The organism is Amycolatopsis sp. NBC_00355, from assembly GCF_036104975.1.
In the GTDB taxonomy this organism is placed as follows: Bacteria; Actinomycetota; Actinomycetes; order Mycobacteriales; family Pseudonocardiaceae; genus Amycolatopsis.
The window spans coordinates 4751309-4775390 of record NZ_CP107982.1 but is presented as its reverse complement, the minus strand read 5'-3'; the positions used below and the strand labels follow the sequence as shown (position 1 = coordinate 4775390).

The window sequence follows — 24082 nt, the reverse complement described above, 5'->3', positions numbered from 1 at the left end:
TCGTGGCCCACGGCTCGCCGGCCGCGAGGCAGGCGGCAGCCGACCTCCTGGTCATGGCGATCGAGTTCGCGTCCGACAGGCCGGCCGAGTTCGCCTCAGCCGTACCTGGTGGCGCGATTGTGCTGCCCGCAAACGGTTCGGCGTCAGGCGAGTTCGGCCGAGACGACCGCCGGGAGTTCGCGCAGCCGGTCCAGCAGGTGGTCCGTCTCGTCGTCGGGGAGCAGCAGCGCGCAGGCCAGGGAGCTCTCGCGGACGCCGTCGCGGACGTCGACCGACAGTTCGTGGATCATGCGGCCCTGCTGGGTGAGGGTGCCGACCAGGTCGGGGATTCCAGCGGCGCCGCCGGTGAAGTACGTGGCGATGCGGCGGCGGACCAGCAGTGAGTTCGGGGCGAAAGACGTGGGGGCCATGACGGATCTCCAGAAAGTGCGGTTCTCGGGGGATCCGGGCCAGGCCCCGGGGCGAAACAGGGTCGTCAGCGCTGCGCGCCGGCGACCTGGTTCAGCCGGCGCGCCGGGTTACGAGTCGCGAGGACGTCATCAGGCGCTGCACGGCGACAGGCTAACACGAGATCACCCGTCCGCCGGGAAATGCGGGTCGACCAGGGCGGCGAGGTGGTCGTCGAGCAGCTCGACCTGCCGGTCCGGCGGGAACGCGCGCGGGTCGAACAGCGCCTGGACGACCAGGCCGAGCGTGAACGACAACGCGCCCGCGGCGACGCGCTCGGGATCGCCCGGGCGCAGCTCGCCGAGCTGTTGTGCGTCGGTGACGAGGTCGCGCAGCCGGTCGCGGCTCTTGCCGTACTTCCGCGCGTACGCGGCGCTCAACGCCGGGTCGGCGAGCGCGGTGTCCCATGAGGACACCCAGATCCGGTTGCCCGTGACCGCTTCGCCGGTGAGCGGCAGGACGTCCAGGAGCAGCGCGCGCACCGCGGCGAGGCCCGGGCCGGCGGTCCGGCGGGCGCGGGTGGCGGTGCGCTCGTCCAGCAGGTCGAGCGCGTGCGCGAGCAGTTCCCGTTTGCCGCTGAAGTAGTGCGTGAGCAGGCCGGTGGTGGCGCCGAGCTCGGTCGCGACGGCGCGCATCGTCAGGCCGCCGAAGCCGTGCGCGGTCAGGACCCGCCAGACCGCCTCGGAGACGTCGCGGCGGCGGGCTTCGTGGTCTCCCCTGGGACGCGGCACGCGTGTTATCGTAACAGTCGTTGTGTGAATGGGGGCAGCTGTGTTCTTTCGATCGTTGACGGAAACCGCCCGGCTCGAGCCGCTGGAGCCGTGGCAGGCCGAGGAGTTCGCCGGGCACCTCGAGCGGGCGCGCGAGCACATCCGGCCGTGGGTCGGGCCGGCGTTCGTCACCGATGACGTCGAGGGCGCGCGGGCGACCCTGCGCCGGTACGCCGAGCGTCAGGCCGCCGACGGCGGCCGGCTCTTCGGCATCCGGCTCGACGGCGAGCTGGTCGGCGGCGTCATGTTCGTGGAGTTCGACGCGGGTGTCGGCTCGTGCGAGATCGGCTGCTGGCTCGAACCCGGCGCCGAGGGCCACGGCCTGGTCACGCGGGCCTGCGAGGCGCTGCTCGACTGGGCGTTCACCACCCGGGGCCTGCACCGCGCGGAGTGGCGCTGCCGCGCGGACAACATCCGCAGCTCGGCGGTCGCCGAGCGCCTCGGCATGGTCCGCGAAGGCGTCCTGCGCGAGTACTGGCCGTACGAAGGTGCCCGCTACGACAAGGAAATCTGGGCCATCCTCGCCCGCGACCGGAAAAGCCGAACGCCGTGAGGGGCACCTTCAGGGACATCTAAGCCCTGAAGGTGCCCCTCACGACAGGTCAGGCGCCGGTGGCGGCTTTCAGGTCGGCCGCGCGGGCGGTGCTTTCCCACGGCAGGTCCAGTTCCGGACGGCCGAAGTGGCCGTACGCGGCGGTCGGGGCGTAGATCGGGCGCAGCAGGTCCAGGTCGCGGATGATCGCCGCCGGCCGGAGGTCGAAGACCTCGGTGATGGCCTGCTGGATCTTCGACGGATCCACCGTCTCCGTCCCGAACGTCTCCACGAACAGACCCACCGGCGCCGCCTTGCCGATCGCGTACGCGACCTGCACCTCGGTCCGCGTCGCCAACCCGGCCGCGACGACGTTCTTCGCCACCCACCGCATCGCATACGCCGCGGAACGGTCGACCTTCGACGGGTCCTTGCCCGAGAACGCGCCACCACCGTGACGGGCCATGCCGCCGTAGGTGTCGACGATGATCTTGCGGCCGGTCAGGCCGGCGTCACCCATCGGACCGCCGATCACGAACCGGCCCGTGGGGTTGACCAGCAGCCGCGCACCGGACGTGTCGATGCCGAGGTCCGCCAGCTCCGGCTCGACGACGTGGTCCTTGACGTCGACGCCCAGCATGCGGTCCAGGTCGATCCCGTCCGCGTGCTGCGACGAGACCACGACCGTGTCGAGGCGCACCGGCTGGTCACCGGCGTACTCGATGGTCACCTGGGTCTTGCCGTCCGGGCGCAGGTACGGCAGCACACCGTCCTTGCGGACCGCGGTCAGCCGCTTCGACAGCCGGTGCGCCAGCGCGATCGGCAGCGGCATCAGCTCCGGGGTGTCGGAGCACGCGTAACCGAACATCAGGCCCTGGTCACCCGCACCCTGACGGTTGATCTCGTCCTCGTCCGACTCGACGCGGGACTCGTACGCGGTGTCGACGCCCTGGGCGATGTCGGCCGACTGCGACCCGATCGCGACGTTGACGCCGCACGAGTTGCCGTCGAACCCCTTCGCCGACGAGTCGTACCCGATCCGCAGGATCACGTCCCGCACGATCGTCGGGATGTCGGCGTAGGCCTCGGTGGTCACCTCACCGGCGACGTGGACCTGGCCGGTGGTGATCAGGGTCTCGACCGCGACGCGGCTGCGGGGGTCCTTCGACAGCAGACCGTCGAGGATCGAGTCGCTGATGGCGTCGCAAATCTTGTCGGGGTGCCCTTCGGTCACCGACTCCGAGGTGAACAACCTGCTGCCGGACATGACTGTCCTCGCTTCCGTGGTTTTTGTTCGGGAGTAACGGACAGCGGCAGGCATTCCCGCACGGAATGCCTGCCGCTGGTGGTGGTGAACCCGAGTTAAAGTCTTTCCCCAGTCCCCAGTGAACTTCGGTCGAACTCGGTTTCCCCGGTGGTGCGTCGGGAGGCGGTCAGCCTTCCTTCTGCCCCGATATCGCGTGCTGCCCCGATATCGCGTGCTCGTCGCCCGGCAGCCCGATCACGGTGTCCGCCGCGTTGTCCAAAATGGACACGATCCACGAGAGCAGGTCCTGCTTCGTCGTGCTGGCGGCCTCGAGCCATCGCTGCTTCCGGTCCGCCGGCACGTTCATCTCGATACTGAGGACGTCGCTGCCTTCCTCGTCGTCCACCGCCCGTGCCGCCTTGCGGCTGGCCCGGACCCGGTTGCGCAGCTCGTTGCGGGACCAGCCGAACTTCTCCGCCCGATCGAGCCAGTTCTCCTGCTGTTCTTCCGGCAGGCTGGCCAGCTCCGCGTGGTGCTGGAAGCTGAGCGCCGGCCGGCGGCGGGTCACCGAGTACCGCCGTGCCACCCACGCGTAGTTGCGGAGCGTCTGATAGTCCAGCGACGTCTTCGCGATCGCGTGCATGTAGCGGTCCGGGTACTGCGCCTGTCCGTAGATCAACCAGTCACCCAGCCACCACGTCGAGGACTCCGAGATCACGAAGATCTCGTGGCCGATCCTGCTCCACTCGTCGAGCGGGATCTGGGGTGGCAGGTTGAGGCTGGTCCGCCTGGTCAGCATTCCGTCGGTGAACGGCCGGCCGGTCAGGCGGCCTGGGGGCGAAGCGACCGGTGACCGGTCGGTGTTCCGCGGGGCGGCCGGTTCGGCGTGCCGCGGAATGCTGCCCTCTTTGCTCGTCATCATCACCATTCGTCTCCTAGGCGTCATCGACATAGACGACCTCGGCCCGCCAAACGTGTTCGCCGGGCCGCCCTGTACTCCTCCCCATTGGCCTTCTCCTCCTTCCCCGATCGGGTGAATTACTTGGTGTCAGCACCCTACACGCGAGCATCCTGCGAGGTGCGGTTCGCGGGATTTCCTGAGACGGTTCGACACGCCGTTCCGGAATGCGGTCCGAGCCGGTGAGCGGGCCCGCGGCGGCCGGGATCGGAACGGCCCGCTCGCGCGCTCGCCGTCCTATTCCGGGATAGCACCACAACGGTGTGGTGGAGGGAAAAGTGACCCCGGGCACACCCCTGGCCCGCCGGTCGGCGGTGGTGCCGCCGATTAGTCCACGCCGTGGACTAAATGAAGATCATTCGCGTTCGTCCGAGGGCTCCTCGGGCCGGCGCGGACGTCCGCGTCCGCCGCCGGTCGTGCACGAGCCTCGTGCCGAAACGGTCGTGTCCAAAGCGCCCCCAGGTGCCCCAGTGCTGCGGGCCTCGTCGGTGCCCGCTTCCGGCCGAAGCGATCCGGGTGCGCGACGACGCCGCGCAGAAGCGGACCACCTCGGTGACCAGGAGGATTCTGGCACCGTCGTAAGGGTTTGACAAGTTGAGGGGGCTGTGTCCACGTCGGACTCGGCACCGGTCCGGCACCGGCCCGCCCGGGTGCCGCTCGCGGGCGCGGCGTCCCGCCGGCGGGACGCCGCACCCGGGGGGTGCGCAATCCCGGGTCCCGGGGGAGCACGACCGGAAATCGTCCCCCTCCGGCCATTGCGGAAAGGCGCGTCACCGCCGCGTCCGCACCATTGACGCCTCCGCGTCGCCTTGCCTAGTGTTCCCGATATCCACATCGCGGCATTCTCATTCTCGCCTCGCGGTCGACGTATATCGACGAAATGGACCAGAAAATGGACAAGCCCATGAAAGGAATCGTTCTCGCCGGCGGAACCGGTTCGCGGTTGTACCCCCTGACGAAGGCGACGTCCAAGCAGCTGCTCGCGGTCTACGACAAGCCGATGGTCTATTACCCGCTTTCGGTGCTGATGCTCGCCGGCATCCGGGAGATCCTGGTCATCTCGACCCCCGAGAGCATCCCGGCCCTGCGCGCGCTGCTCGGCGACGGCTCCGACCTGGGGCTCGACATCAGCTACGCCGAGCAGGACCAGCCGCGCGGCATCGCCGAGGCGCTGCTGATCGGCGCGGACCACATCGACGGGAATCCGTGCGCGTTGATCCTGGGCGACAACATCTTCCACGGTGCCGGCTTTTCCCGGATCCTGCGCGCCGCGCGCGAGCGCCTCGACGGCTGCACGCTGTTCGGTTACCCGGTCTCCGATCCCGAGCGCTACGGCATCGGCGAAACCGACGAGCGCGGCGCCCTCGTGTCGATCGAAGAGAAACCGCTGCGCCCGCGTTCGGACAACGCGATCACCGGGCTCTACCTCTACGACTCCGACGTCGTCGAGGTCGCCCGCGGCATCGAGCCGTCGGCGCGGGGCGAGCTGGAGATCACCGACGTCAACAAGGCCTACCTCAAGGAGGGCCGGGCGCAGCTGTGCCGCCTGGGCCGCGGGTTCACCTGGCTCGACGCCGGGACGCACGACTCCCTGCTCGCCGCCAGCCAATACGTTCAGGTGATCGAAAAGCGCCAGAGCGTGCGGGTCGCCTGCCTGGAGGAGATCGCGCTGCGCATGGGCTACATCGACGCCGAGCGGTGCCGGCGCTCCGGCGAGGCGATGAAGAGCTCCGAATACGGCAAGTACCTGGTCCAGCTCTCCGAGACGCTGGGCTAGGGGGATGGGATACGCGGAGCTGACCCCGCACGAGCTGCTCGCGCCCGGGTTCGCGGCGCCGGAGGTGACCGGGCGCGCCTGGCACGTCCGGTGGGACCGCGAGCCGGCGATCGGGCCGGACGCGCTGCCCGCCGTCGTCGACTTCCACACCTCGGGCACCACCGGCCCGCGCCGGCGGTGGCGGCGGTACGGGCCGAAGGTGTGGGCCGAGGCGGGGATGCTCGCCGACCTGGTGGCGCCCGGCCGGCCGGACGCCGTCGTCTCGTTCGTGCCGCCGGTCCACCTGTTCGGCGCGCTGGCCACGGTGCTCGTCCCGGCCCGCCTCGGCGTGCCCGCGTGGTACCGCGACGGCTTTTACGGCACCCTGCCCGACATCGGCGGCCGCCCGGCGGTGATGGCGACGCCGTGGATCTTCGAGCTGCTGCTGCGCCACCTGGACTGGGTGCGCGGGCTCGACCACCTCACCGTGCTCTACGGCGGCGCCATGCTGCCGGCCACCGCGGGCGACCTGCTGCGCGAGCTCGGCCCGGAGCGGGCCCTGCTGGTCGAGGTGCTCGGCTCCACCGAAGCGGGCGGCATCGCGACGCGCAGCTGGCGCGAAGGCGAGCCCCCGGAGTGGCAGCTGTTCCCCGACGTCGGGTTCGCGGGTCCGGTGACGCCGGGCGCCGAGGTGCCGCTGGCCGTCACCAGCCCGCGGCTGGCGTTCCGGCCCGGCGAGCCGGAGCCGGCGTCCTGGGAGGCCGACGACCGGGTCGTGCCGCTCGGCGCGCGCTCGTTCCGGCACGCCGGCCGGGCCGGGCGCCTGGTCAAGGTCAACGGCCGCCGGATCAACCTCGACGACGCCGAGTACGCCCTGCGGGCCGTGCTCGACTGCGCCGACCTGGCGCTGCTGCCGGTCACCGACCCGAAGATCGGCGAGCACGTCGAGCTGCTCGTCGCCCTCGCGCCCGGCACCGAGGTCGCCGACCTCGACCTCGCGGCCGCGTTCGCCCGCCTGGGCGTCCGGCCGCGCAAGCTGCACGTCGTGCCCCGGATCGACCGGTCCGCCCTGGGCAAGCTGCGGCACGTTCCCGCCCCCACCACACCCGACGAGGAGGTCGCAGCGAGGTGACACCGATCGCCGAAAGCCAGGGCCGCGAGCTGACCAGTTCCATGTACCTGAGCGAGATCGTCTGGAGCGCCGACTGGGACGCGAAGATCGACCCGTGCGACGAGGCGGACATCGCCCGGATGCGGGCGAGCGCGCGCACCATCGAGGAGCACCTCACCGCCGACAAGCCGGTGTACGGGCTCACCCAGGGCTTCGGGCCGCTGGTGGTGTTCGACGCCGACTCCGAGATGGAGCAGGGCAGTTCGCTCATCTCCCACCTCGGCACCGGCCAGGGCGCGCCGCTCTCGCCGGACGTCTCGCGGTTGATCCTCTGGCTGCGGATCCAGAACATGCGCAAGGGCTACTCCGCCGTCACGCCGCGGTTCTGGCAGATCCTCGCCGACCTGTGGAACAAGGGGTTCACCCCGGTGATCCCGCGCCACGGCACGGTCAGCGCCAGCGGTGACCTGCAGCCGCTCGCGCACGCCGCGCTGGCGTTCGGCGGGCAGGGCCGGGCGTGGCGCCGCGACGGCGGCGGCCGGTGGATCACGGTGCCCGCGAAGGACGCGCTGGCCGCGCTGGGCCACGAGCCGGTCGACTGGCCGGTGCGGGAAGCGCTGGCGTTCGTCAACGGCACCGGCGCGAGCCTCGCCCAGTCGATCGTCAACCACCAGTCGTCGCTGCGGCTGGTCCAGGCCGCCGCGATGCTGACCGGCCGGCTCGCGACGCTGCTGGGCGCCAACCCCGAGCACTACGACGCCGGGCACGGCATCGCGCACGGCCAGCTCGGCCAGCTCACCGCGGCCGAGTGGATCCGCCGCGAGCTGCCCGAGGCCCAGACCCGCGACCCGAAACGCCCGTTGCAGGAGCCCTACAGCCTGCGCTGCGCGCCGCAGGTGCTCGGCGCGGTACTCGACCAGCTCGACAACGTCGGCAACGTGCTGGCCCTGGAGGTCGACGGCTGCCAGGACAACCCGATCACCTTCGAAGGCCGGTTGCTGCACGGCGGCAACTTCCACGCGATGCCGGTCGGGCTCGCTTCCGACCAGACCGGGCTAGCCATGCACATGGCGGTCTACCTGGCCGAACGGCAGCTCGGGCTGTTGCTGTCCCCGGCCACCAACGGCGACCTGCCGCCGATGCTGACCCCGCGCGCCGGCCGTGGCTGCGGCCTCGCCGGCGTGCACATCAGCGCGACGTCGTTCGTGTCGCGGATCCGGCAGCTGGTCTACCCGTCCTCGCTGACGACGCTGCCGACCAACGGCTGGAACCAGGACCACGTCCCGATGGCGCTCAACGGCGCCAACTCCGTGGCCGAGGCCCTGGAGCTGGGCTGGCTGGTGATCGGCTCGCTCGCCCTCGGCGTCGCGCAGCTGGCCGTGATGACCGACGCGCCGCCGGCCGACGGCGGGATCTGGGCCGAGCTCGCCGGGATCTCCCCGCCGCTGGCCGAGGACCGGCCGATGGCGGCCGAGGTGCGCGCCGCGCGCGACCTGCTCAACCGCTACGCCACCGACGCGCTGGCCAACGGCGACGCGGGATGAGCCTGCGGGTCAAGGGGATCTCGTTGCAGGTCGACGAGGTGAGCGAAGAGGTCGCCGCGCACGACCTGCGCGCGATCCGGGAGCAGCTGCACTGCACCGACGTCATCCTGATCGGGATGGACCTGCCGAAGCTGTTCACCGCGGCGCACAACGCCCTGACGGCCGGCCTCGACGTCTGGATCGAGCCGCACCCGGTGGACATCGGGCGGCGCAAGGTGCTGCGCACCCTCGAGGTCGCCGCGTTGGCCGCCGAGCAGCTGCGGCGCGGATTCCCCGGCCGGGTCAACCTGGTCGTCGGCTGCGAGTTCTCCCTGCACCTGGCCGGGATGATCCCCGGCCGGCCGGAGGCGATGCGGCTGCTCGTCACCATCCACTGGCGACGGCGCTTCGAAAAGCGGATCAACCGCAAGGTGAACCGGCTGCTGGCGCGGGCGCTGGGCCGCGTCAAGCCGGTCTTCGGCGGCCCGGTCACCTACGCGGCGGCGTCGTGGGAGGACGTCGACTGGTCCGGCTTCGACTACGCCGGGGTGAATCTCTACCGCACGGCGTCGAACTCCGCGCAGTTCGAGGTGCGGCTGAAACAACGGCTGGCGCGCGCCGGGAAACCGCTGCTCATCACCGAGTTCGGCTGCGGGGCCTACGTCGGCGGCGCGCAGCGCGGGCCGGGCTCGTTCAAGATCGTCAACTGGCTGTCGGTGCCGCCCAAGATCCGCAAGGGCAACATCCGCAGCGAGCGCGTGCAGGCCGCCTACGTCGGCGACATGATCGACGTCTACTCGCGCAACGACGTCCACGGCGCGTTCGTCTACACGTTCGCGCTGCGCGACTACCCGCATTTCGCGGATCCGTTGCGGGACCTGGACATGGCGTCGTTCAGCGTGGTGAAGATCGATCCCGACAACCTGGACCGCTGGGAACCGAAGGACGTGTTCCACGAGATCGCGCGCCGGTACGCCGTTCCCGCGGTTCAGCTCGCCGGGGGTGGCCGCGCTAGCATCGAGCAACCATGATCGGTTAGACCGCTTACGGGGGACCCATGGAAATTCACCAGCTGCAGAAGCACGATCGGTTCCACATCCGGCAGAAGCAGAAGCTGATGGTCATCCGCTACCACGTGTACGCGGACGACGGCCAGGGCCAGCCGGGTGAGCTGGTCGCGTTCATCGAAGAGAAACGCCTCACGTTCAAGGAACACGCGACGTTCTACACCGACGAGAGCAAGGAGACGGTGCTCGCGAAGTTCCGTTCCCACAAGGTGGAAGAGCTGTCCAGCGCGTACCAGGTGCTGGGGACGGACGGCGACGAAGAGGTGCTCGGCCTGTTCGGCAAGAAGTTCGGCAAGTCGTTCTACCGCTCGACCTGGGTGCTCGACCAGGACGGCCGTGACCGCCTGACGGTCAGTGAGCGCAGCCAGGGCATGGCGGCGTTCCGCCGGATCTGGAAACTCGTCCCGTGGCCGGGCGATGTCGAGGTCCCGTTCTTCTGGAAGTACCACTTCGACCTCACCCGCGGCGAGGACCAGGTCGTGGGCGCGCTGGAGAAGACCGCGCGGCTGTCGGACAACTACCTGCTGCGCCTGGACGACGAGGAGATCGACCGCCGTCTGGCGCTCGGCCTGGCCATCGGCCTGGACGCGCTGCAGTACAACTGATCCTCCCGCGGCTCCGTTCAAAGCCGTGAAGGCCTCCTTACCGGCCATAAGAGCCGGTAAGGAGGCCTTCACGGCTTTACGGGATCAGGTGAGCTGGTGCTTGCGGGTGAGCTGTTCCAGTTGGGCGACGAGGTCGTTCGGGCCCGGCTGGGCTTCGATTTCGGCGCGTAGCGTCTGGGCTTGGGTGCGGAACGTCGGTTCGGTGAGGAGTCGGTGCAGGGCGTCGCGGACGGCCGGGCCGGTGGCGTCGTCCGAGTGGACTGTGAGGCCGGTGCCCTGCTCTTCCAGCTTGCGGGCCAGCAGCGGCGCGTCGAAGTCGTACGGGAGCGTCAGCTGCGGGACGCCGTGGCGGGAGAACGTCGCCAGGGTGCCGAAACCGCCGTGGTGGATCGCCGCCGTGCACGTCGCCGCCAGGGCGTCCAGGGGGACGTACGGGACCACTCGCGCGTTCGACGGGATCGGGCCCAGAGATTCGGGATCCGCTATCGTGGCCACCACCTCGATGTCCATTGTGGACAATGCGGCCAGGATGTCGCGGACGTTCACCGTGTAGCCCGAGTACTCCGTCGCCGACGTGCCCAGCGTCAGCGCGACGCGGGGCCGGTCGAGAGGCTTGGTCACCCAGGGCGGGACCACCGCCGCGCCGCCGTACGGGGTGTAGCGGACCGGGAGCGCGTCCAGGGAAACCGCGAGGCTCGGCGGGAGCGGGTCGAGGGTGAAGTGCCCGGCCCGCAGGTGATCCTCGTACGGGAGGCCGTGGCGGGACGCGGTTTCGGTGAGCCACCCGGTGAGGTGATCGGCAGGGGTGAAGCGACGGATCCAGTCGTGCGTGACGCCCAGGAAGTCCGTGCCGAACAGCACCCGGCCGTGCGCGGCGCCGCACGCGTGGGCCGCGAGGGCGCCGCTGTAGGTGAACGGCTCCCACAGCACCAGGTCCGGCCGCCACGCGCGGGCGAACTCGACCGCGCCGTCCAGCAGCGGCTCGTTGTCCTCGCCGAACGCGTACGTCACCATCATCTCGAACGCCTCGGCGCGCTCGTCGGTCCAGTCGGCCGGCGTCGGCGTGAACTCCGCGAGGTCGTACGGCTTCGGCAAGCCGCGCCGCAACGCGTCGCGCGCCTCCTGCGCCTCGGGTGTGTCGTCCTCGGGGTCGGGTTCCGGGTCGTGGCCGAGCGGGACGGCGGTGAGGCCGGCACGGGTGATCGCGTCGGTGAACCCCGGCGTGCTCGCCACCCGGACCTCGTGCCCGGCGGTGCGCAGCGCCCACGCGAGCGGCGCCAGCGCGTAGAAGTGCGTCAGCTGGGGCAGGACGCAGCACAGGACCTTCACAGCCGGCCTCCGCGGTGTTTCGTGGTCAGTTCCTCGAGCCGGGCGACGACGTCGTTGGGGCTCGGCATCGCCGCGATCTCGCCGGCCAGCCCGGCCGCGGCGGCCTGGATGCCGTCGTTGCGCAGCAACTGTTCGACGCTCCACCGGATCCGGCGGCCGCCGGCCTGGGCCGGGTCGACCGTCAGCCCGGCGCCCTGGGCCGCGAGCTTGCGGCCCAGCAGCGGCGCGTCGAAGTCGTGCGGCAGGGTCAGCTGGGGGACGCCGTGGCGGGCGAACGTCAGCAGCGTGCCGAACCCGCCGTGGTGGATCGCCGCCGCGCAGGTCGGGGCCAGGGCGTCGAGCGGCACGTACGGTACGGCCCGCACGTTGTCCGGCACCGGCCCGTCGACCGTCGCCACCACCTCGACGTCCATTGTGGACAACGCGGCGAGCAGGTCGTTCACCTGCACGGTGTAGCCGCCGTACTCGAGCGTCGCGGACGTGCCCAGGGTGACCGCGATCCGCGGGCGTGCCGGGGTTTCCCGCAGCCAGGCGGGAACTTCCGCCGGGCCGCCGTAGGCGACGTACCGCGCCGGGACGTACTCCAGCTCAGGCGAAGACAACCGCAGTGGTGACGGCAGCTGGTCGACGGTGAAGTGCCCGGACCGCAGGTCATCGGTGTAGGGGACGCCCAGCGAAGCGGCGGTGGTGCGGAGCCACTCGGTGAGCCGGTCGTCCGGGACGTGCGTGTGGATCCACTCGTGCGTGACGCCGAGGAAATCGGTGCCGAACAGCACCCGGCCGTGCGCCGCCCCGCACGCCGCCGCGGCGAACGCGCCCGCGTAGGTGAACGGCTCCCACAGCACCAGATCCGGCTGCCAGGAGCGGGCGAACGCGACCAGGTCGTCGAGGATCGGCGCGTTGAACTCGCCGAAGGCGTAGGTGACCATCGCGTCGAACGCCTCGGCGTGCCCGTCGGTCCAGTCCGAGCCCGACTCCGCGAGGTCGTACGGCGCGGGCAGCCCGGCCGGGGCCTCCTCGGCGATCTCCTCGTCGTCCTCGGCGTCGGCCGGGCCGACCGGGACGGCGGTGAGCCCGGCGTCCGTCACGGCTTCGGCGAAGTCGGGCGAGGTCGCGTACCGGACCTCGTGCCCGGCCGTGCGCAGCGCCCAGGCCAGCGGGACCGTCGCGTAGAAGTGCGTCAGCTGCGGCAGGGCGCAGAACAGGACCTTCACGAGGCACCGCCGCGGTGCTTGACGGTCAGCGCTTCCAGCTCGCCGACCAGCTGGTTCGGCGTCGGCAGCGCGTGCATCTCGTCGCGCAGCCGCGCCGCCCCTTCGGTGAACGACGGCTCTTCCAGCAGCCGCAGGACGTTCGTGCGGATCGTGTCCGCGTCGATCGGGATGCCGTGCATGTTCAGCCCGGCGCCGGTCGCCGCGAACCGGCGGCCGATCAGCGGCTCGTCGAAGTGGTACGGCAGGGTCAGCTGCGGGACGCCGTGCAGCGCGAACGTCGAGAGCGTGCCGACGCCGGCGTGGTTGATCGCGACCGAGCACGTCGACGCCAGCGCGTGGAGCGGGATGTACGGCATCAGCAGCGCGTTCTCCGGGATGCTGCGCAGCTTCTCCTGCTCGTCCTCCGGCACCGTCGCGTACAGCTCGACGTCGAGGTCGGCGAGCGCGTCGAGGACGTCCTGGATGTCGATCGTGTACCCGGCGAAGTGCCCGGTCGCGGTGAGGCCCATGGTGAGCGCGACGCGCGGCTTCTCGGGCTTGATCTCCAGCCACCACGGCGCGATCGCGACGCCGCCGTACGGGACGTTGCGCATGTGCAGGTAGTTGAGGTCGGCCTCGCACTGCAGGCTGGCCGGCATCGGGTCGATTGTGAAGTCGCCGGTGATGAGGTCTTCGGTGAACTCGAAGCCGTACTTGCGGCCGTAGGAAGCGAACCATTTCGCCAGGGGGTCTTCGGCTTGGCCGAAGCCGCGGAAGATCTCGCGGGCGCGGCCGTAGACGTCGGCGCCGAACAGCAGACGCGCGTGCGCCGCGCCGCACGCCTTGGCGGCGATGGCTCCGGCGTAGGTGAACGGCTCCCAGATGACCAGGTCCGGCTGCCACGACTTGGCGAACTCGACGAGCCCGCCGATCATGGAGAAGATCTCGTAGCGGCAGCGCTCGACGTCGTCGACGTAGCCGGTGAGCATGCTCTCCCAGTCGGCTTTCGACGGGTCCTCGACGGCGTCGTACGGCGGGTGCAGGCCCTCGCGGGCCTCTTCGAGCATGTCCTCGGTGACCTGCATGGCCACGAGGAGCCGCCGCGGGTCGACTTGGCGACCGGCCGGGACCGCGGTGAGCCCGGCCTGCGTCACCTCCTCGACGAAGTCGGGCTGCGTGGCGACGACGACCTCGTGCCCGGCCGTGCGCAGGGCCCAGGCCAGCGGCACCATCGGCTGGAACATGCTGCCCTGGTTGGCGGTGGTGAACAGGATGCGCATCGGGCTTACCTTTCGTGCGGTGCCGGTCGTGAGTGGTTAGGGCGGTTAGAACCGCCCTAACCACTCACGACCGGGTGCGGAGTTCGTGGGCTAGCTCGTTGGGGGTGGGCAGAGCCCGGATCTCCTTGCGCAGCGCGGCGGCGCGGTCGCGGAACTCCGGTTCGGTCAGCAGCTGCTGGACGTGCTCCCGGATGGCCTCGGGCGTGGCTTGGTCGCCGGGCAAGGTGAGCGAGCCGCCCTGGTCGGCGGCGCGGGCGGCGAGCGCGGGCTCGTCGAACGTCCACGGCACCGTCAGTTGCGGGACGCCGTGGCGCGCGACGGTCAGGAAGGTCCCCGGGCCGGCGTGGTTGATGACGACGTCGCAGGTCGGGGCCAGGACGTCGAGCGGCACGAAGGGGACGACGCGCGCGTCGACCGGGCCCAGGTCTTCGGCGACGGTGGCGACCACCTCGGCGTCCACAGTGGACAACTCGGCCAGGGTGTCCTTGACGCTCACGGTGTACCCCGCGAACTGCTCGGTGGCCGACGTGCCGAGCGTGAGGCCGATCCGGGGCCGGTCGCGGGGGCGTTGCAGCCAGTCCGGGACCGTCGACGGGCCGTTGTAGGGGACGTACTGCATCGAGCGGTAGTCGAGATCGGCGTCGAGACGCAGGGACGCGGGCAGCGCGTCGAGCGTGTACTCGCCGGTGACCAGGCTTTCGTCGAAGTCGAAGCCGTACTTGCGGCCGTACCCGCTGAGCCAGTCTTTCAGCGGGTCTGACTCCGGGGCGAGGGCGAGGAAGCGTTCGCGCGTCACGCCGAAGACGTCGAGGCTCCACAGGAACCGCGCGTGGGCCGCGCCGCACGCCTTGGCCGCGATCGCGCCGGCGTACGTCGTGGCTTCCCAGATCACCAGGTCGGGCTGCCACGCGCGGGCGAACTCGACGAGCCCGGGGACGAGCGCGAAGTTGTTCAGCTTGTGGCCGTGCTCGATCATCCGCTCGTACCCGGCTCGCATCTCCTCGACGCCCACCGGGCGCAACGCGGCGTCGTACGGCGACGGCAGGCCCGCCCGGTCCGCCTCGGCTTCGGCGGGATCCAGGGAGAGCAGCCGCCGCCAGGTGTTCGTGCGCTCCCGGCCGACCGGGACGGCGGTGAGCCCGGCCGCGGTGATCGTGTCGGCGAAAACCGGGGGCGCGGCGACGCGGACCTCGTGCCCGGCCGTGCGCAACGCCCAGGCCAGCGGCACCATCGGCTGGAACACCGTGGACTCGGGGTAGGTGGCGAACAGGACGCGCATCGGCCTCACCGGTTCTTCTCGACGAGGGCTTCGATCTCCTCGGCGACGTCGTTGGGGGACGGCAGGCCGCGCAGCTCGTCACGCAGGTCCGTGGCGCGAGTCCTGAACGAGGGTTCGGCCAGGAGCCGTTCGACGCCCTCGCGGATCCGGACGCCGGTCGCGCGGTCGCCGCGGATCGTGAGCGACCCGCCCTGCGCGGCCGCGCGGCGGGCCAGCTCGGGCTCGTCGAAGTCCCACGGGACCGTCAGCTGCGGGACGCCGTGGCGGGCCACCGTGAGGAACGTGCCCGGCCCGGCGTGGTCGATGACGACGTCGCAGGTCGGGGCCAGTGCGTCCAGGGGGACGAAAGGCACGACGCGCGCGTTGTCCGGGATCGGGAACGCGGGATCCTTGACCGTCGCGACCACCTCGACGTCCAAAGTGGACAGCTCGGCGAGGGTGTCCGCGACATCGACGACGTAGCCGCCGAACTGCTCGGTCGCGGTGGTGCCCAGGGTGAGGCCGATGCGCGGGCGCTGGGTGGGCAGCCAGTCCGGGGTGGCGGCCGGGCCGCCGTAGGGGACGTACTGCATCGGCCGGTAGTCGAGGTCGCTCGCGCGCAGGCCGATCGACGGCGGCACCTGGTCGATGCTGAACTGCCCGGTCGTCATGTCCTCGGTGAACTCGAAGCCGTACTTGCGGCCGTAACCGCCGAGCCAGTCCGCGAGCGGGTCCTCGGGGGCGCCGTTCGCCGTCCGCCGGTAGATCTCGCGGGTCGCGCCGAAGACGTCGAGGCTCCAGAGCAGCCGGGCGTGCGCCGCGCCGCACGCCTTCGCGGCGATCGGGCCGGCGTAGGTCAGCGGCTCCCAGATCACCAGGTCGGGCTCCCACGCCCGGGCGAACTCGGCGAGGCCGCCGATCAGCGGGAAGTTCTCCAGCTTGTGGCCCTCGTCGACGGCGACGCGGTGGCCCTCGCGCAGGTCTTCCCAGTCGGCGTTTGCGGGGTCCTCGACCACCCGCCACGGGCTCGGCAACCCGGCTCGTGCCTGCTCCAGCAGGGCCGGGTCGAGGCTCTCCATCCGCCAGATCGTCGCGTCGCGCCCGACCGGGACGGCCGTCAGCCCGGCCTGCGTCACCACGGAAGCGAACGCCGGCTGACAGGCCACGCGCACCTCGTGCCCGGCCGTCCGCAGCGCCCAGGCCAGCGGGACCATCGAGCAGAAGATGGTCCGCTCGGCGATGACGGTGAACAGGACCTTCATCAGCGCGTCCGGAACTTCACGGTCAGCTCTTCCAGCTGCCCGGCGACGTCGTTGGGTGAGGGCAGCGCGAGCATCTCCTGCTGCAGGTCGACGGCCCGCGAGCGGAACCGCGGCTCGGCGAGCAGGCGGGCAACGCCGTCGGCGACGTCCTTACCGGTCGCGTGGTCGCCGCGGATCATCAACGCCGACCCGTGCGCGGTGGCGCGGCGCGCCAGTTCCGGCTCGTCGAGGTCCCACGGCAGGGTCAGCTGCGGGACGCCGTGCAGCGCGACGGCCAGGTAGGTGCCGGCGCCGGCGTGGTTGATCACGACGTCGCAGGTCGGCGCGAGGGCGTGCAGCGGCGCGTACGGCACGATCCGGGTGTTGCGCGGCACGGCGGTGAGCCGGCCGCGGACGTTGTCGGCGACGGTGGCGATCACCTCGATGTCGAGGTCGCCGAGCGCGGTGAGGACGTCCTGGACGTCCACGGTGTAGCCGTCGAACCGGATGGCGGCGGTACTGCCCAGCGTGAGGGCGACGCGCGGGCGGGTCGGGGCAGCCCACAGCCAGTGCGGCACCGACGCCGGGCCGCCGTAGGGGACGTGCTGCATCGGCAGGTAGTCGACGTCGTCGGCGGCCATCCGCAGCGAGCCGGGGAACTGGTCCACGGAGAACTGCCCGGTGACCATGTCCTCGCCGAACTCGAAGCCGTAGCGCTCGCAGTAGCCCTCGTACCAGTCGGCGAACGGGTCGTAGCGCTGATCTTCCGGCTGCTGCGCCAGGAGTTTCACATAGTGCGACCGGGTGACGCCGAACGCGTCGAGCCTTCCCAGAAGACGTCCATGGGCCGCGCCGCAGGCCTTGGCCGCGATCGCGCCCGCGTAGGTCGACGGCTCCCACAGCACCAGGTCGGGCTCCCACGCGCGGGCGAACTCGACGAGCCCGGCGATCATCGGGAAGTTCTCGGGTTTGTGGTCGGTCCACACCGCGCCCGCGTAGGCGGGCAGCATCTTCTCCCAGTCGGCGCGCTCGGGGAACTCGGCGACGTCGTAGGGCGCGGGCATCCCGGACTCGAGTTTCAGCAGCTCCAGGGCATCTTCGTCGGAGACGCCCTCGAACTCGGCCTTCAGCTCCGCGTTGTGTTCGAGCGCGCCCATCACGGCGTCGAGACGGCGGTACATGTCGACGTCGCGGCCGACCGGGACGGCCGTCAGCCCGGCCTGGGTGATCGTCTCGGCGAAGTGGGGCGCCGCGGCGAAGCGGACCTCGTGCCCGGCCGTGCGCAACGCCCAGGCCAGCGGGGCCATCGGCATGAACGTCGTCGGCTCGGGGGTGTCGGTGAACAGAACACGCATGGTCGTCGTCTCCTAGCGGGTGCGGTGCCGGGCGGTGAGTTCTTCCAGCCGCGGCACCAGGTCGTTCGGGCTGGGGGCGGAGAGGACTTCGCCGCGCAGCGCGACGGCCCGGCGGCGGAACTCCGGCTCGGTGAGCAGCCGCTGCACGGCGTCGCGGACGGCTGTGCCGGTCGCCTCGGTGGTGTGCAGCGCGAGCCCGGCACCGTGCTCGGCCAGCTTGCGGCCGAGGATCGGCTGGTCGAAGTGGTAGTGCACGGCCAGCTGCGGCACCGGGTAGCGCGACGTCGTCAGCAGCGTCGCCGCGCCGGCGTGGTGCACGATCGCCGCGCAGGTCGGCACCAGCGCGTGCCACGGGACGTACGACACGACGCGGACGTTGTCCGGCAGCGTCCCGAGCTTCTCCTGCTCGGCCTCGGCGACGGTCGCGACGACCTCGACGTCCAAAGTGGACAGTTCGGTGAGGACGTCCCGCAGCGGGACGGTGTAGCCGGTGAAGATCTCCGTCGCGGTCAGGCCGAGAGTGAGGCCGATGCGGGGGCGTTCCGGCGGGCGCTTGAGCCAGTCCGGGATCACCGCCGGGCCGCCGTACGGGACGTACTGCGTGCGGACGTAGTCGAGGTCGGCGTTCTCCTGCAGGCTCGCCGGGAACTGGTCGATCGTGAAGTGCCCGGTGGTCATGTCCTCGGTGAAGGCGAAACCGTACTTGCGGCCGTACGCGCCGAGCCAGTCGGCCAGCGGGTCCTTGTCCTGCTTCGCCTTCCGGAAGTGTTCGCGGGTCAGGCCGAAGACGTCGACGCTGAACAGCATCCGCGCGTGCGCCGCCCCGCACGCCTTGGCCGCGATCGGCCCGGCGAGGCAGAACGGCTCCCAGATCACCAGGTCCGGCTGCCAGGCCTGCGCGAACTCGACGAGCCCGGCGAGCATCGGCACGTTGTCCGGCCGGTGGATCGACGCGACGGCGTGCTCCTGCTTCTCGACGAGGTCGTCCTCGTTTCCGTCGAGGACGTCCCACGGCGAGGGGAGCCCGGCGCGCGACTGTTCCAGCAGCTCGGGCCGGGTGCCGCGCCACTTGTCGACGTCCCGCCCGACGGGGACGGCGGTCAGCCCGGCCTGGGTGATGACGTCGGCGAACCCGGGCTGGCTCGCCACCCGCACCTCGTGCCCGGCGGTGCGCAGCGCCCACGCCATCGGCACGAGGTACAGGAAGGTGCTCTTCTCCGGGTTGACCGCGAACAGAACGCGCACGGGCCTTTCCTCCGTTCGTGTCAGATCCGCCACTTTCGCTAGGAAAGTGATCCGGAGGTCGTAACTCCGGAACACTTTCCTGGAGAAAGTGGCGCTTTGGTCAGTGGCGGGTGCGGTGCTTGGCGGTCAGGGCTTCGATCTCGGGGACCAGATCGTTGGGGCTGGGTAAGGCGCGGATCTCGGTCTGGAGGCGGCGGGCCGCGGTGGTGAAGCTCGCCTCGGTGAGCAGGCGCAGCACGCCTTCGCGGACGTTCGCGCCCGTGACCTGCGTCGGGTCGAGGTTGAGGCCGGCGCCCCGGGCGGCGAGGCGGTGGCCGAGCGTCGGCTCGTCGAAGTGGAACGGCAACGTCAGCTGCGGGACGCCGTAGGGCGCGAACGCCGTCAGCGTGCCGAAACCGGCGTGCGTGATCGCCGCCGTGCACGTCGGGGCGAGCGCGTGCAAGGCCACGTACGGGACGAGCCGCGCGTTGTCCGGGATCCGCGCCAGCTTCGCCTGCTCGGCCTCGGCGACCGTCGCCACCAGCTCGATGTCCAGGTCGGCGAGGGAGTCCAGGATGTCCTGGACGTTCACCGTGTACCCGGAGAAGTAGCCGGTGGCGCTCAGGCCCATGGTGAGGGCGACGCGCGGGCGTTGCGGCGGCAGCTGCAGCCAGCGCGGGACGACCGCCGCGCCGCCATATGGGATGTAGGGCGTGCGCAGATAGTGCAGGTCCGACTCGGTCTGCAGGCTCGCCGGGATCTGGTCGATGGTGAACTGCCCGACCGTCATGTCCTCGCTGAACTCCGCGCCGTACTTGCGCGCGTACCCGCCGAGCCAGTCCGCGAGAGGGTCGTTCCGGCCGTTGCGGATGCTCAGGAAGTGTTGACGCGCAAAGGCGTAGACGTCGACGCCGTAGAGCAGCCGGGCGTGGGCGGCCCCGCAGGCCTTGGCCGCGATCGCACCCGCCGGGGTGAACGGCTCCCACACGACGAGGTCCGGTTCCCAGTCGCGGACGAACCCGACGAGCGCCGACATGATCGCGAACGTCTCGAACCGCGCTCCCTCGGCGACCTCGGTGAACGCGCGGTGGGCGCGGTCCCAGTCGGTCGAGTCCGGCTCGTCGAGCACGGCGTACGGGTCCGGCAGACCGCGGCGCGCCTCTTCGAGGGCGGCGCTGTCCATGCCCATGGCCAGCAGCAGTCGCGGGATGCCGAGGTCACGCCCGAGCGGCACGGCGGTGAGCCCGGCCTGGGTGATCTCGTCGGCGAACGCGGGCTGGCTCGCGACGCGCACGTCGTGCCCGGCGGTGCGCAGCGCCCAGGCCAGCGGCACCATGCTGTTGAACACGGTCGTCCCCGGGCTGACGGTGAACAAAACCCGCATTACTCCTCCGTTTCCGGGTCTGCCGCGGCTGGTCGTGAGTGTTTAGGGCGGTTCTAACCGCCCTAAACACTCACGACCCCCTGCGGTACTGGGCGGCCAGCTGTTCGGCGACCGCGTTGGGTGTGGGCATGGCCCGGATCTCCTCGCGCAGCGCGGCCGCCCGTTCGCGGAAGGGGTGTTCGCTGAGCAGGCGGGACACGGCGTCCGCCACCACCTCGCCCGTTGCCTGGTCGGCGCGGACCGCGAGTGCGCCGCCTTGCGCCGCGGCGCGGGCGGCGAAGACCGGGCCGTCGAAGTCCCAGGGCGTGCACAGCTGCGGGACGGCGTGGCGCGCGGTCGTCAGGAACGTGCCGAAGCCGCCGTGGGAGACGACGGCCGAGCACGTCGCCGCCAGGGCTTCGAGCGGCGCGTACGGCACGATCCGGACGCCGTCCGGGATACTCGCCAGTTTCGCCTTCTCGACGTCCGGCAAGGTGGCGACGACCTCGACGTCCAGCTTCACCAGGTGATCCAGCACGTCCTGCACCGCGACCGAGTACCCAGCCTCGTGGTCGGTGAGGCTGATCCCCATGCTCAGCGCGACCCGTGGCTTGTCGGGCGGCCGCCGCAGCCAGTCTGGAATGGACGCCGGTCCGCCGTGCGGAAGGTATTGCATCGGCACGGTTTCCAGCGACGTCGGCAGCCGCAGCGACGCCGGGAGCTGGTCGATCGTGAACTGCCCGGTGACCAGCTCCTCGGTGAACTCGCCGCCGTGCTTGCGCGCGTACGCGCCGAGCCAGTCACCCAAGGGATCGCCGGCGGCGGGAAACGACCGGGTGACGCCGAAGACGTCGGTGCTCCACAGGATCCGGCCGTGCGCGGCGCCGGACGCCAGCGCCGCGATCGGGCCCGCGAAGCACAGCGGCTCCCACAGCACGAGGTCCGGCTCCCAGGCGCGCGCGAACTCGACCAGGCCGCCGATCATCGGGAAGCACGCGGGTTTGTGCCAGTAGTGCAGGATCGCCGCGTACGACTCCTCGAGGTACTCCGGCGTCGCCTTCTCCGGGAACTCCGCGACCTCGTACGGCACCGGCAGCCCGTACGCCGGCCGCCACTGGGTGCCGCGGTAGTCGGGGTGGCGCGGCATGAGGTCCCACAGGTCGCCGTCGCGGCCGACCGGCACCGCCGTCAGCCCGGCCTGGGTGACGACCGGCGCGAACTTCGGCTGGCACGCGATCCGCACCTCGTGCCCGGCGGTGCGCAGCGCCCAGGCCAGCGGCACCATCGGCAGGAAGTGCGCCTTCTCGGGGTTGGCGGCGAAGAGGACCTTCACGCGATGGCCACTTTCGCGACCCGGCGGGCGAGCTGGTCGGCGACGTCGTTGGGCGTCGGCATGGCGAGGATCTCGTCGCGCAGCCGGTGCGCGCCCTCGGTGAACTTGGGCTCGGTGAGCACGCGCAGCAGCCGGTTGCGCAGCACCCCGCGGGCCGACGCCTGGTGGACGTGCAGCGCCAGCCCGGCCCCCTGCGCGGCGACGCGCTTGGCGAGCGCGGGCCCGTCGGCGTTCCACGGCACGATGACCTGCGGTTTTCCGTGCAACGCCGTCGTCGCGAGGGTGCCGTAGCCGGCGTGGTGGATGACGGCGGTGCACGTCGGCACGAGCGCGTGCAGCGGCACGAACGACACCATCCGGACGTTGTCCGGGACCTTGCCGAGCTTCTCCTGGACGCTCTCCGGGATCGTCGCGACGAGTTCCATGTCCACATCGGACAGTTCGTCGAACAGGTCCTCGAGGTCGACCATGTCCCCGCTGGACTCGGCGATGCTGATGCCCATGGTGAGCGCCACCCGCGGCTTCTCCGGCGGCGTGCGCAGCCAGGCCGGGAGCACGGCGGGGCCGCCATAGGGCACGTACCGCATCGGCACGTAGTCGAGATCCGCCTCCACGCGCAGTGACGGCGGCAGCAGCGAGATCGTGAACTCGCCCGTGACGAGGCGTTCGCTCCACGGGACGCCGTACTTGCCCGCGGCCGGCGCCAGCCAGTCCTTCAGCGGGTCTTCGGCGCCTTCAGTGCTGAGGCGGGTGAAGTGGTCGCGGGTGACGCCGAAGGTGTCGAGGCTGAACAGCAGCCGCGCGTGCGCCGCGCCGACGGCCTCGGCGGCGATCGCGCCCGCGTACGTCGACGGCTCCCAGATCACCAGGTCCGGCTGCCACACCTGGGCGAACTCGACCAGGCCCGGGATCAGCGGGACGTTGCTCATCTTGTGCCACTTGGTGACGTGCAGCTTGTAGCCGTCGCGGAGGTACTCGTAGGAGACGTCTTCGGGGCGCCAGTCGACGGTGTCGTAGGGCACCGGCAGGCCGTTGAGGCCGACGCTGAACCAGTTCGTGTCACGCGCCATCAGCTGCCAGAGGTCGCGGTCCGGCCCGACCGGCACGGCGGTGAGCCCGGCCTGCGTGACGACGTCGGCGAACTTCGGCTGGCACGCGACGCGCACCTCGTGCCCGGCGGTGCGCAGCGCCCAGGCGAGCGGCGCCATGGCGAGGAAGTGGGTCTTCTCCGGGTAGGTGGTGAACAGGACGCGCATGGCCTCATCCCTCGGTTAACTGGTGGGCGACGTCGTTGGGCGTCGGCATGGCGAGCATCTCGTCGCGCAGGTGGGCGGCGCCCTTGGTGTACGCGGGTTCGTGCAGCAGCCGGACGAGCGCGTCGCGGATGCCTTCGGTGGTCGCCTCGGTGGCGTGGATGGAGATCCCGGCGTCCTGCGCCGCGAGGCGGGCGCCGAGCGTGGGCTGGTCGACGTCCCAGGGCAGGGTGAGCTGCGGGATGCCGCGCAACGCCGTCGACGCCAGGGTGCCGACGCCGGCGTGGTGGATGGCGACCGAGCACGTCGTCAGCAACGACGTCAACGGCACGAACGGGACCAGGCGTGTTCGCGAGGGGACCCTGCTGAGCCGGGTTTCGGGAGTGACCGTGGCGACCAGCTCGACGTCGAGGCCGTCGACCGCGTCGAGGACGTCCTGCAGATCCACCGGGTAGCCGCCGGTGCGGTCGTGCGCGGTCAGGCCCATGGTGAGTGCGATGCGTGGGCGCGAAGGTGGCGTCGAGAGCCAGTCCGGGACCACCGCTGCGCCGCCGTAGTTCACGTACCGCATCGGGACGTGCTCCAGCGAGGCCCGGTGCCGCAGGGACGCCGGGAGCTGGTCGATCGTGAACTGCCCGGTGACCATGTCCTCGCTGAACTCGCCGCCGTACTTCTCCGCGTACGCCCCCAGCCACTCGCCGAGCGGGTCCGGCGCACCGGATGGCCGCAGCCGCAGGAAGTGGTCGCGGGTCAGGCCGAAGACGTCCTCGCCGATGAGGATCCGGCCGTGCGCGGCGCCGCACGCCTTGGCCGCGATCGCGCCGGCGTACGTCGTCGGCTCCCACAGCACCAGGTCCGGCCGCCACCACTGGGCGAAGTCGACGAGGTCGTTGATCAGCGGGACGTTGCTCGTCTTGTGCCAGCGCACGGCGATGTCGCGGTAGCCGCGCAGCACGTGGTCCCAGTCCGGGGTGGACAGTGCCGCCGTGTCGTAGGGCGCGGGCCAGCCCGTCTCGACGCCGAACAGGTGCTCGGGCCCGGTGCGGCGCAGCAGGTCCCACAGGTCGCGGTCGTGCCCGACCGGGACGGCGGTGAGCCCCGCCCCGGTCACCGCCCCGGCGAGCTTGGGCTGCACCGCCACCCGGACGTCGTGCCCGGCGGTGCGCAGCGCCCACGCGAGCGGCACCATCATCAGGAAGTGGGTGCGCTCGGCGTAGGTGGTCAGCAGGACGCGCATG

The 24082-nt window shown here is 71.2% G+C and carries 21 protein-coding genes; 6 read left to right on the top strand and 15 right to left on the bottom strand.

Annotated elements, in window-relative coordinates:
- Nucleotides 1–143 precede the first annotated feature (143 nt).
- Nucleotides 144–410, bottom strand: a complete 267-nt coding sequence (locus tag OHS18_RS20995) for a hypothetical protein (RefSeq protein ID WP_328618208.1) — start codon at nucleotides 408–410, stop codon at nucleotides 144–146.
- Between the two features lie 162 nt (nucleotides 411–572).
- Nucleotides 573–1178 carry a TetR/AcrR family transcriptional regulator gene (locus tag OHS18_RS20990; protein WP_328618207.1) on the bottom strand — a complete coding sequence of 202 codons (606 nt, stop codon included), beginning with the start codon at nucleotides 1176–1178 and terminating at the stop codon, nucleotides 573–575.
- Nucleotides 1179–1233: 55 nt separating this feature from the next.
- On the opposite strand from OHS18_RS20990, the gene OHS18_RS20985 reads away from it, so the two are divergent.
- Nucleotides 1234–1770, top strand: a complete 537-nt coding sequence (locus tag OHS18_RS20985; protein WP_328618206.1) for a GNAT family N-acetyltransferase — start codon at nucleotides 1234–1236, stop codon at nucleotides 1768–1770.
- A 49-nt stretch (nucleotides 1771–1819) separates the two neighbouring features.
- Here the strand turns inward: OHS18_RS20985 and metK are convergent, their stop codons facing one another.
- A complete protein-coding gene (metK, locus tag OHS18_RS20980; RefSeq protein ID WP_328618205.1) occupies nucleotides 1820–3016 on the bottom strand; it encodes a methionine adenosyltransferase in 1197 nt (398 codons plus the stop codon).
- A 166-nt stretch (nucleotides 3017–3182) separates the two neighbouring features.
- The gene (locus OHS18_RS20975) at nucleotides 3183–3917 is read right to left on the bottom strand and encodes an LmbU family transcriptional regulator (protein WP_328450103.1); all 735 of its coding nucleotides are present in this window, start codon (nucleotides 3915–3917) and stop codon (nucleotides 3183–3185) included.
- Between the two features lie 940 nt (nucleotides 3918–4857).
- Here OHS18_RS20975 and rfbA point away from each other — a divergent pair.
- From rfbA to OHS18_RS20950, 5 genes are read left to right on the top strand one after another with little or no spacing between them, the layout of a single operon-like run.
- A complete protein-coding gene (gene rfbA / locus OHS18_RS20970; RefSeq protein WP_328618204.1) occupies nucleotides 4858–5730 on the top strand; it encodes a glucose-1-phosphate thymidylyltransferase RfbA in 873 nt (290 codons plus the stop codon).
- Between the two features lie 4 nt (nucleotides 5731–5734).
- Nucleotides 5735–6841, top strand: coding sequence for an AMP-binding protein (locus OHS18_RS20965; RefSeq protein WP_328618203.1), 1107 nt, complete (start codon nucleotides 5735–5737; stop codon nucleotides 6839–6841).
- Complete coding sequence (locus tag OHS18_RS20960) at nucleotides 6838–8364, top strand: aromatic amino acid ammonia-lyase (RefSeq protein WP_328618202.1); 1527 nt, start codon at nucleotides 6838–6840, stop codon at nucleotides 8362–8364. Before OHS18_RS20965 ends, OHS18_RS20960 begins: the two co-directional genes overlap by 4 nt.
- Nucleotides 8361–9374 (top strand): hypothetical protein, encoded by a 1014-nt coding sequence (locus OHS18_RS20955; RefSeq protein ID WP_328618201.1) that lies wholly within the window; start codon nucleotides 8361–8363, stop codon nucleotides 9372–9374. The genes OHS18_RS20960 and OHS18_RS20955 overlap by 4 nt, the downstream gene beginning before the upstream one ends.
- 26 nt (nucleotides 9375–9400) lie before the next feature.
- Nucleotides 9401–10015, top strand: coding sequence for a hypothetical protein (locus tag OHS18_RS20950; protein ID WP_328450113.1), 615 nt, complete (start codon nucleotides 9401–9403; stop codon nucleotides 10013–10015).
- A gap of 84 nt (nucleotides 10016–10099) precedes the next feature.
- On the opposite strand, the gene OHS18_RS20945 is transcribed toward OHS18_RS20950, so the two are convergent.
- The 11 genes from OHS18_RS20945 to OHS18_RS20895 form a co-directional block, all read right to left on the bottom strand.
- Nucleotides 10100–11344, bottom strand: coding sequence for a nucleotide disphospho-sugar-binding domain-containing protein (locus OHS18_RS20945; protein WP_328618200.1), 1245 nt, complete (start codon nucleotides 11342–11344; stop codon nucleotides 10100–10102).
- Nucleotides 11341–12558: a nucleotide disphospho-sugar-binding domain-containing protein gene (locus tag OHS18_RS20940; RefSeq protein ID WP_328618199.1), complete on the bottom strand. Its 1218-nt coding sequence runs from the start codon at nucleotides 12556–12558 to the stop codon at nucleotides 11341–11343. The genes OHS18_RS20945 and OHS18_RS20940 overlap by 4 nt, the downstream gene beginning before the upstream one ends.
- Nucleotides 12555–13817 carry a nucleotide disphospho-sugar-binding domain-containing protein gene (locus OHS18_RS20935; RefSeq protein ID WP_328618198.1) on the bottom strand — a complete coding sequence of 421 codons (1263 nt, stop codon included), beginning with the start codon at nucleotides 13815–13817 and terminating at the stop codon, nucleotides 12555–12557. Before OHS18_RS20935 ends, OHS18_RS20940 begins: the two co-directional genes overlap by 4 nt.
- Nucleotides 13818–13881: 64 nt before the next feature.
- Complete coding sequence (locus tag OHS18_RS20930; RefSeq protein ID WP_328618197.1) at nucleotides 13882–15096, bottom strand: nucleotide disphospho-sugar-binding domain-containing protein; 1215 nt, start codon at nucleotides 15094–15096, stop codon at nucleotides 13882–13884.
- Between the two features lie 5 nt (nucleotides 15097–15101).
- Nucleotides 15102–16337, bottom strand: a complete 1236-nt coding sequence (locus tag OHS18_RS20925; RefSeq protein ID WP_328618196.1) for a nucleotide disphospho-sugar-binding domain-containing protein — start codon at nucleotides 16335–16337, stop codon at nucleotides 15102–15104.
- Nucleotides 16337–17671: an activator-dependent family glycosyltransferase gene (locus OHS18_RS20920; RefSeq protein ID WP_328618195.1), complete on the bottom strand. Its 1335-nt coding sequence runs from the start codon at nucleotides 17669–17671 to the stop codon at nucleotides 16337–16339. The genes OHS18_RS20925 and OHS18_RS20920 overlap by 1 nt, the downstream gene beginning before the upstream one ends.
- Nucleotides 17672–17683: 12 nt before the next feature.
- On the bottom strand, nucleotides 17684–18916 hold the full coding sequence (locus tag OHS18_RS20915; RefSeq protein WP_328618194.1) for an activator-dependent family glycosyltransferase: 1233 nt from the start codon (nucleotides 18914–18916) through the stop codon (nucleotides 17684–17686).
- 100 nt (nucleotides 18917–19016) lie between these two features.
- A complete protein-coding gene (locus OHS18_RS20910) occupies nucleotides 19017–20279 on the bottom strand; it encodes an activator-dependent family glycosyltransferase (protein WP_328618193.1) in 1263 nt (420 codons plus the stop codon).
- A 70-nt stretch (nucleotides 20280–20349) separates the two neighbouring features.
- Nucleotides 20350–21591 carry a nucleotide disphospho-sugar-binding domain-containing protein gene (locus tag OHS18_RS20905; RefSeq protein ID WP_328618192.1) on the bottom strand — a complete coding sequence of 414 codons (1242 nt, stop codon included), beginning with the start codon at nucleotides 21589–21591 and terminating at the stop codon, nucleotides 20350–20352.
- On the bottom strand, nucleotides 21588–22847 hold the full coding sequence (locus tag OHS18_RS20900) for an activator-dependent family glycosyltransferase (RefSeq protein ID WP_328618191.1): 1260 nt from the start codon (nucleotides 22845–22847) through the stop codon (nucleotides 21588–21590). Before OHS18_RS20900 ends, OHS18_RS20905 begins: the two co-directional genes overlap by 4 nt.
- A 4-nt stretch (nucleotides 22848–22851) precedes the next feature.
- Entirely contained in the window at nucleotides 22852–24081 is a 1230-nt protein-coding gene (locus OHS18_RS20895) for an activator-dependent family glycosyltransferase (protein ID WP_328618190.1), read from the bottom strand.
- Nucleotide 24082 lies beyond the last annotated feature (1 nt).

Excerpts from the sequence above, each read along its gene's own strand:
- OHS18_RS20995 (WP_328618208.1), bottom strand. The coding sequence starts at position 410 with ATGGCCCCCACGTCTTTCGCCCCGAACTCACTGCTGGTCCGCCGCCGC.
- metK (WP_328618205.1), bottom strand. The coding sequence starts at position 3,016 with ATGTCCGGCAGCAGGTTGTTCACCTCGGAGTCGGTGACCGAAGGGCAC.
- OHS18_RS20975 (WP_328450103.1), bottom strand. The coding sequence starts at position 3,917 with ATGATGACGAGCAAAGAGGGCAGCATTCCGCGGCACGCCGAACCGGCC.
- rfbA (WP_328618204.1), top strand. The coding sequence starts at position 4,858 with ATGAAAGGAATCGTTCTCGCCGGCGGAACCGGTTCGCGGTTGTACCCC.
- OHS18_RS20965 (WP_328618203.1), top strand. The coding sequence starts at position 5,735 with ATGGGATACGCGGAGCTGACCCCGCACGAGCTGCTCGCGCCCGGGTTC.
- OHS18_RS20955 (WP_328618201.1), top strand. The coding sequence starts at position 8,361 with ATGAGCCTGCGGGTCAAGGGGATCTCGTTGCAGGTCGACGAGGTGAGC.
- OHS18_RS20950 (WP_328450113.1), top strand. The coding sequence starts at position 9,401 with ATGGAAATTCACCAGCTGCAGAAGCACGATCGGTTCCACATCCGGCAG.
- OHS18_RS20935 (WP_328618198.1), bottom strand. The coding sequence starts at position 13,817 with ATGCGCATCCTGTTCACCACCGCCAACCAGGGCAGCATGTTCCAGCCG.
- OHS18_RS20930 (WP_328618197.1), bottom strand. The coding sequence starts at position 15,096 with ATGCGCGTCCTGTTCGCCACCTACCCCGAGTCCACGGTGTTCCAGCCG.
- OHS18_RS20925 (WP_328618196.1), bottom strand. The coding sequence starts at position 16,337 with ATGAAGGTCCTGTTCACCGTCATCGCCGAGCGGACCATCTTCTGCTCG.
- OHS18_RS20920 (WP_328618195.1), bottom strand. The coding sequence starts at position 17,671 with ATGCGTGTTCTGTTCACCGACACCCCCGAGCCGACGACGTTCATGCCG.
- OHS18_RS20910 (WP_328618193.1), bottom strand. The coding sequence starts at position 20,279 with ATGCGGGTTTTGTTCACCGTCAGCCCGGGGACGACCGTGTTCAACAGC.
- OHS18_RS20900 (WP_328618191.1), bottom strand. The coding sequence starts at position 22,847 with ATGCGCGTCCTGTTCACCACCTACCCGGAGAAGACCCACTTCCTCGCC.
- OHS18_RS20895 (WP_328618190.1), bottom strand. The coding sequence starts at position 24,081 with ATGCGCGTCCTGCTGACCACCTACGCCGAGCGCACCCACTTCCTGATG.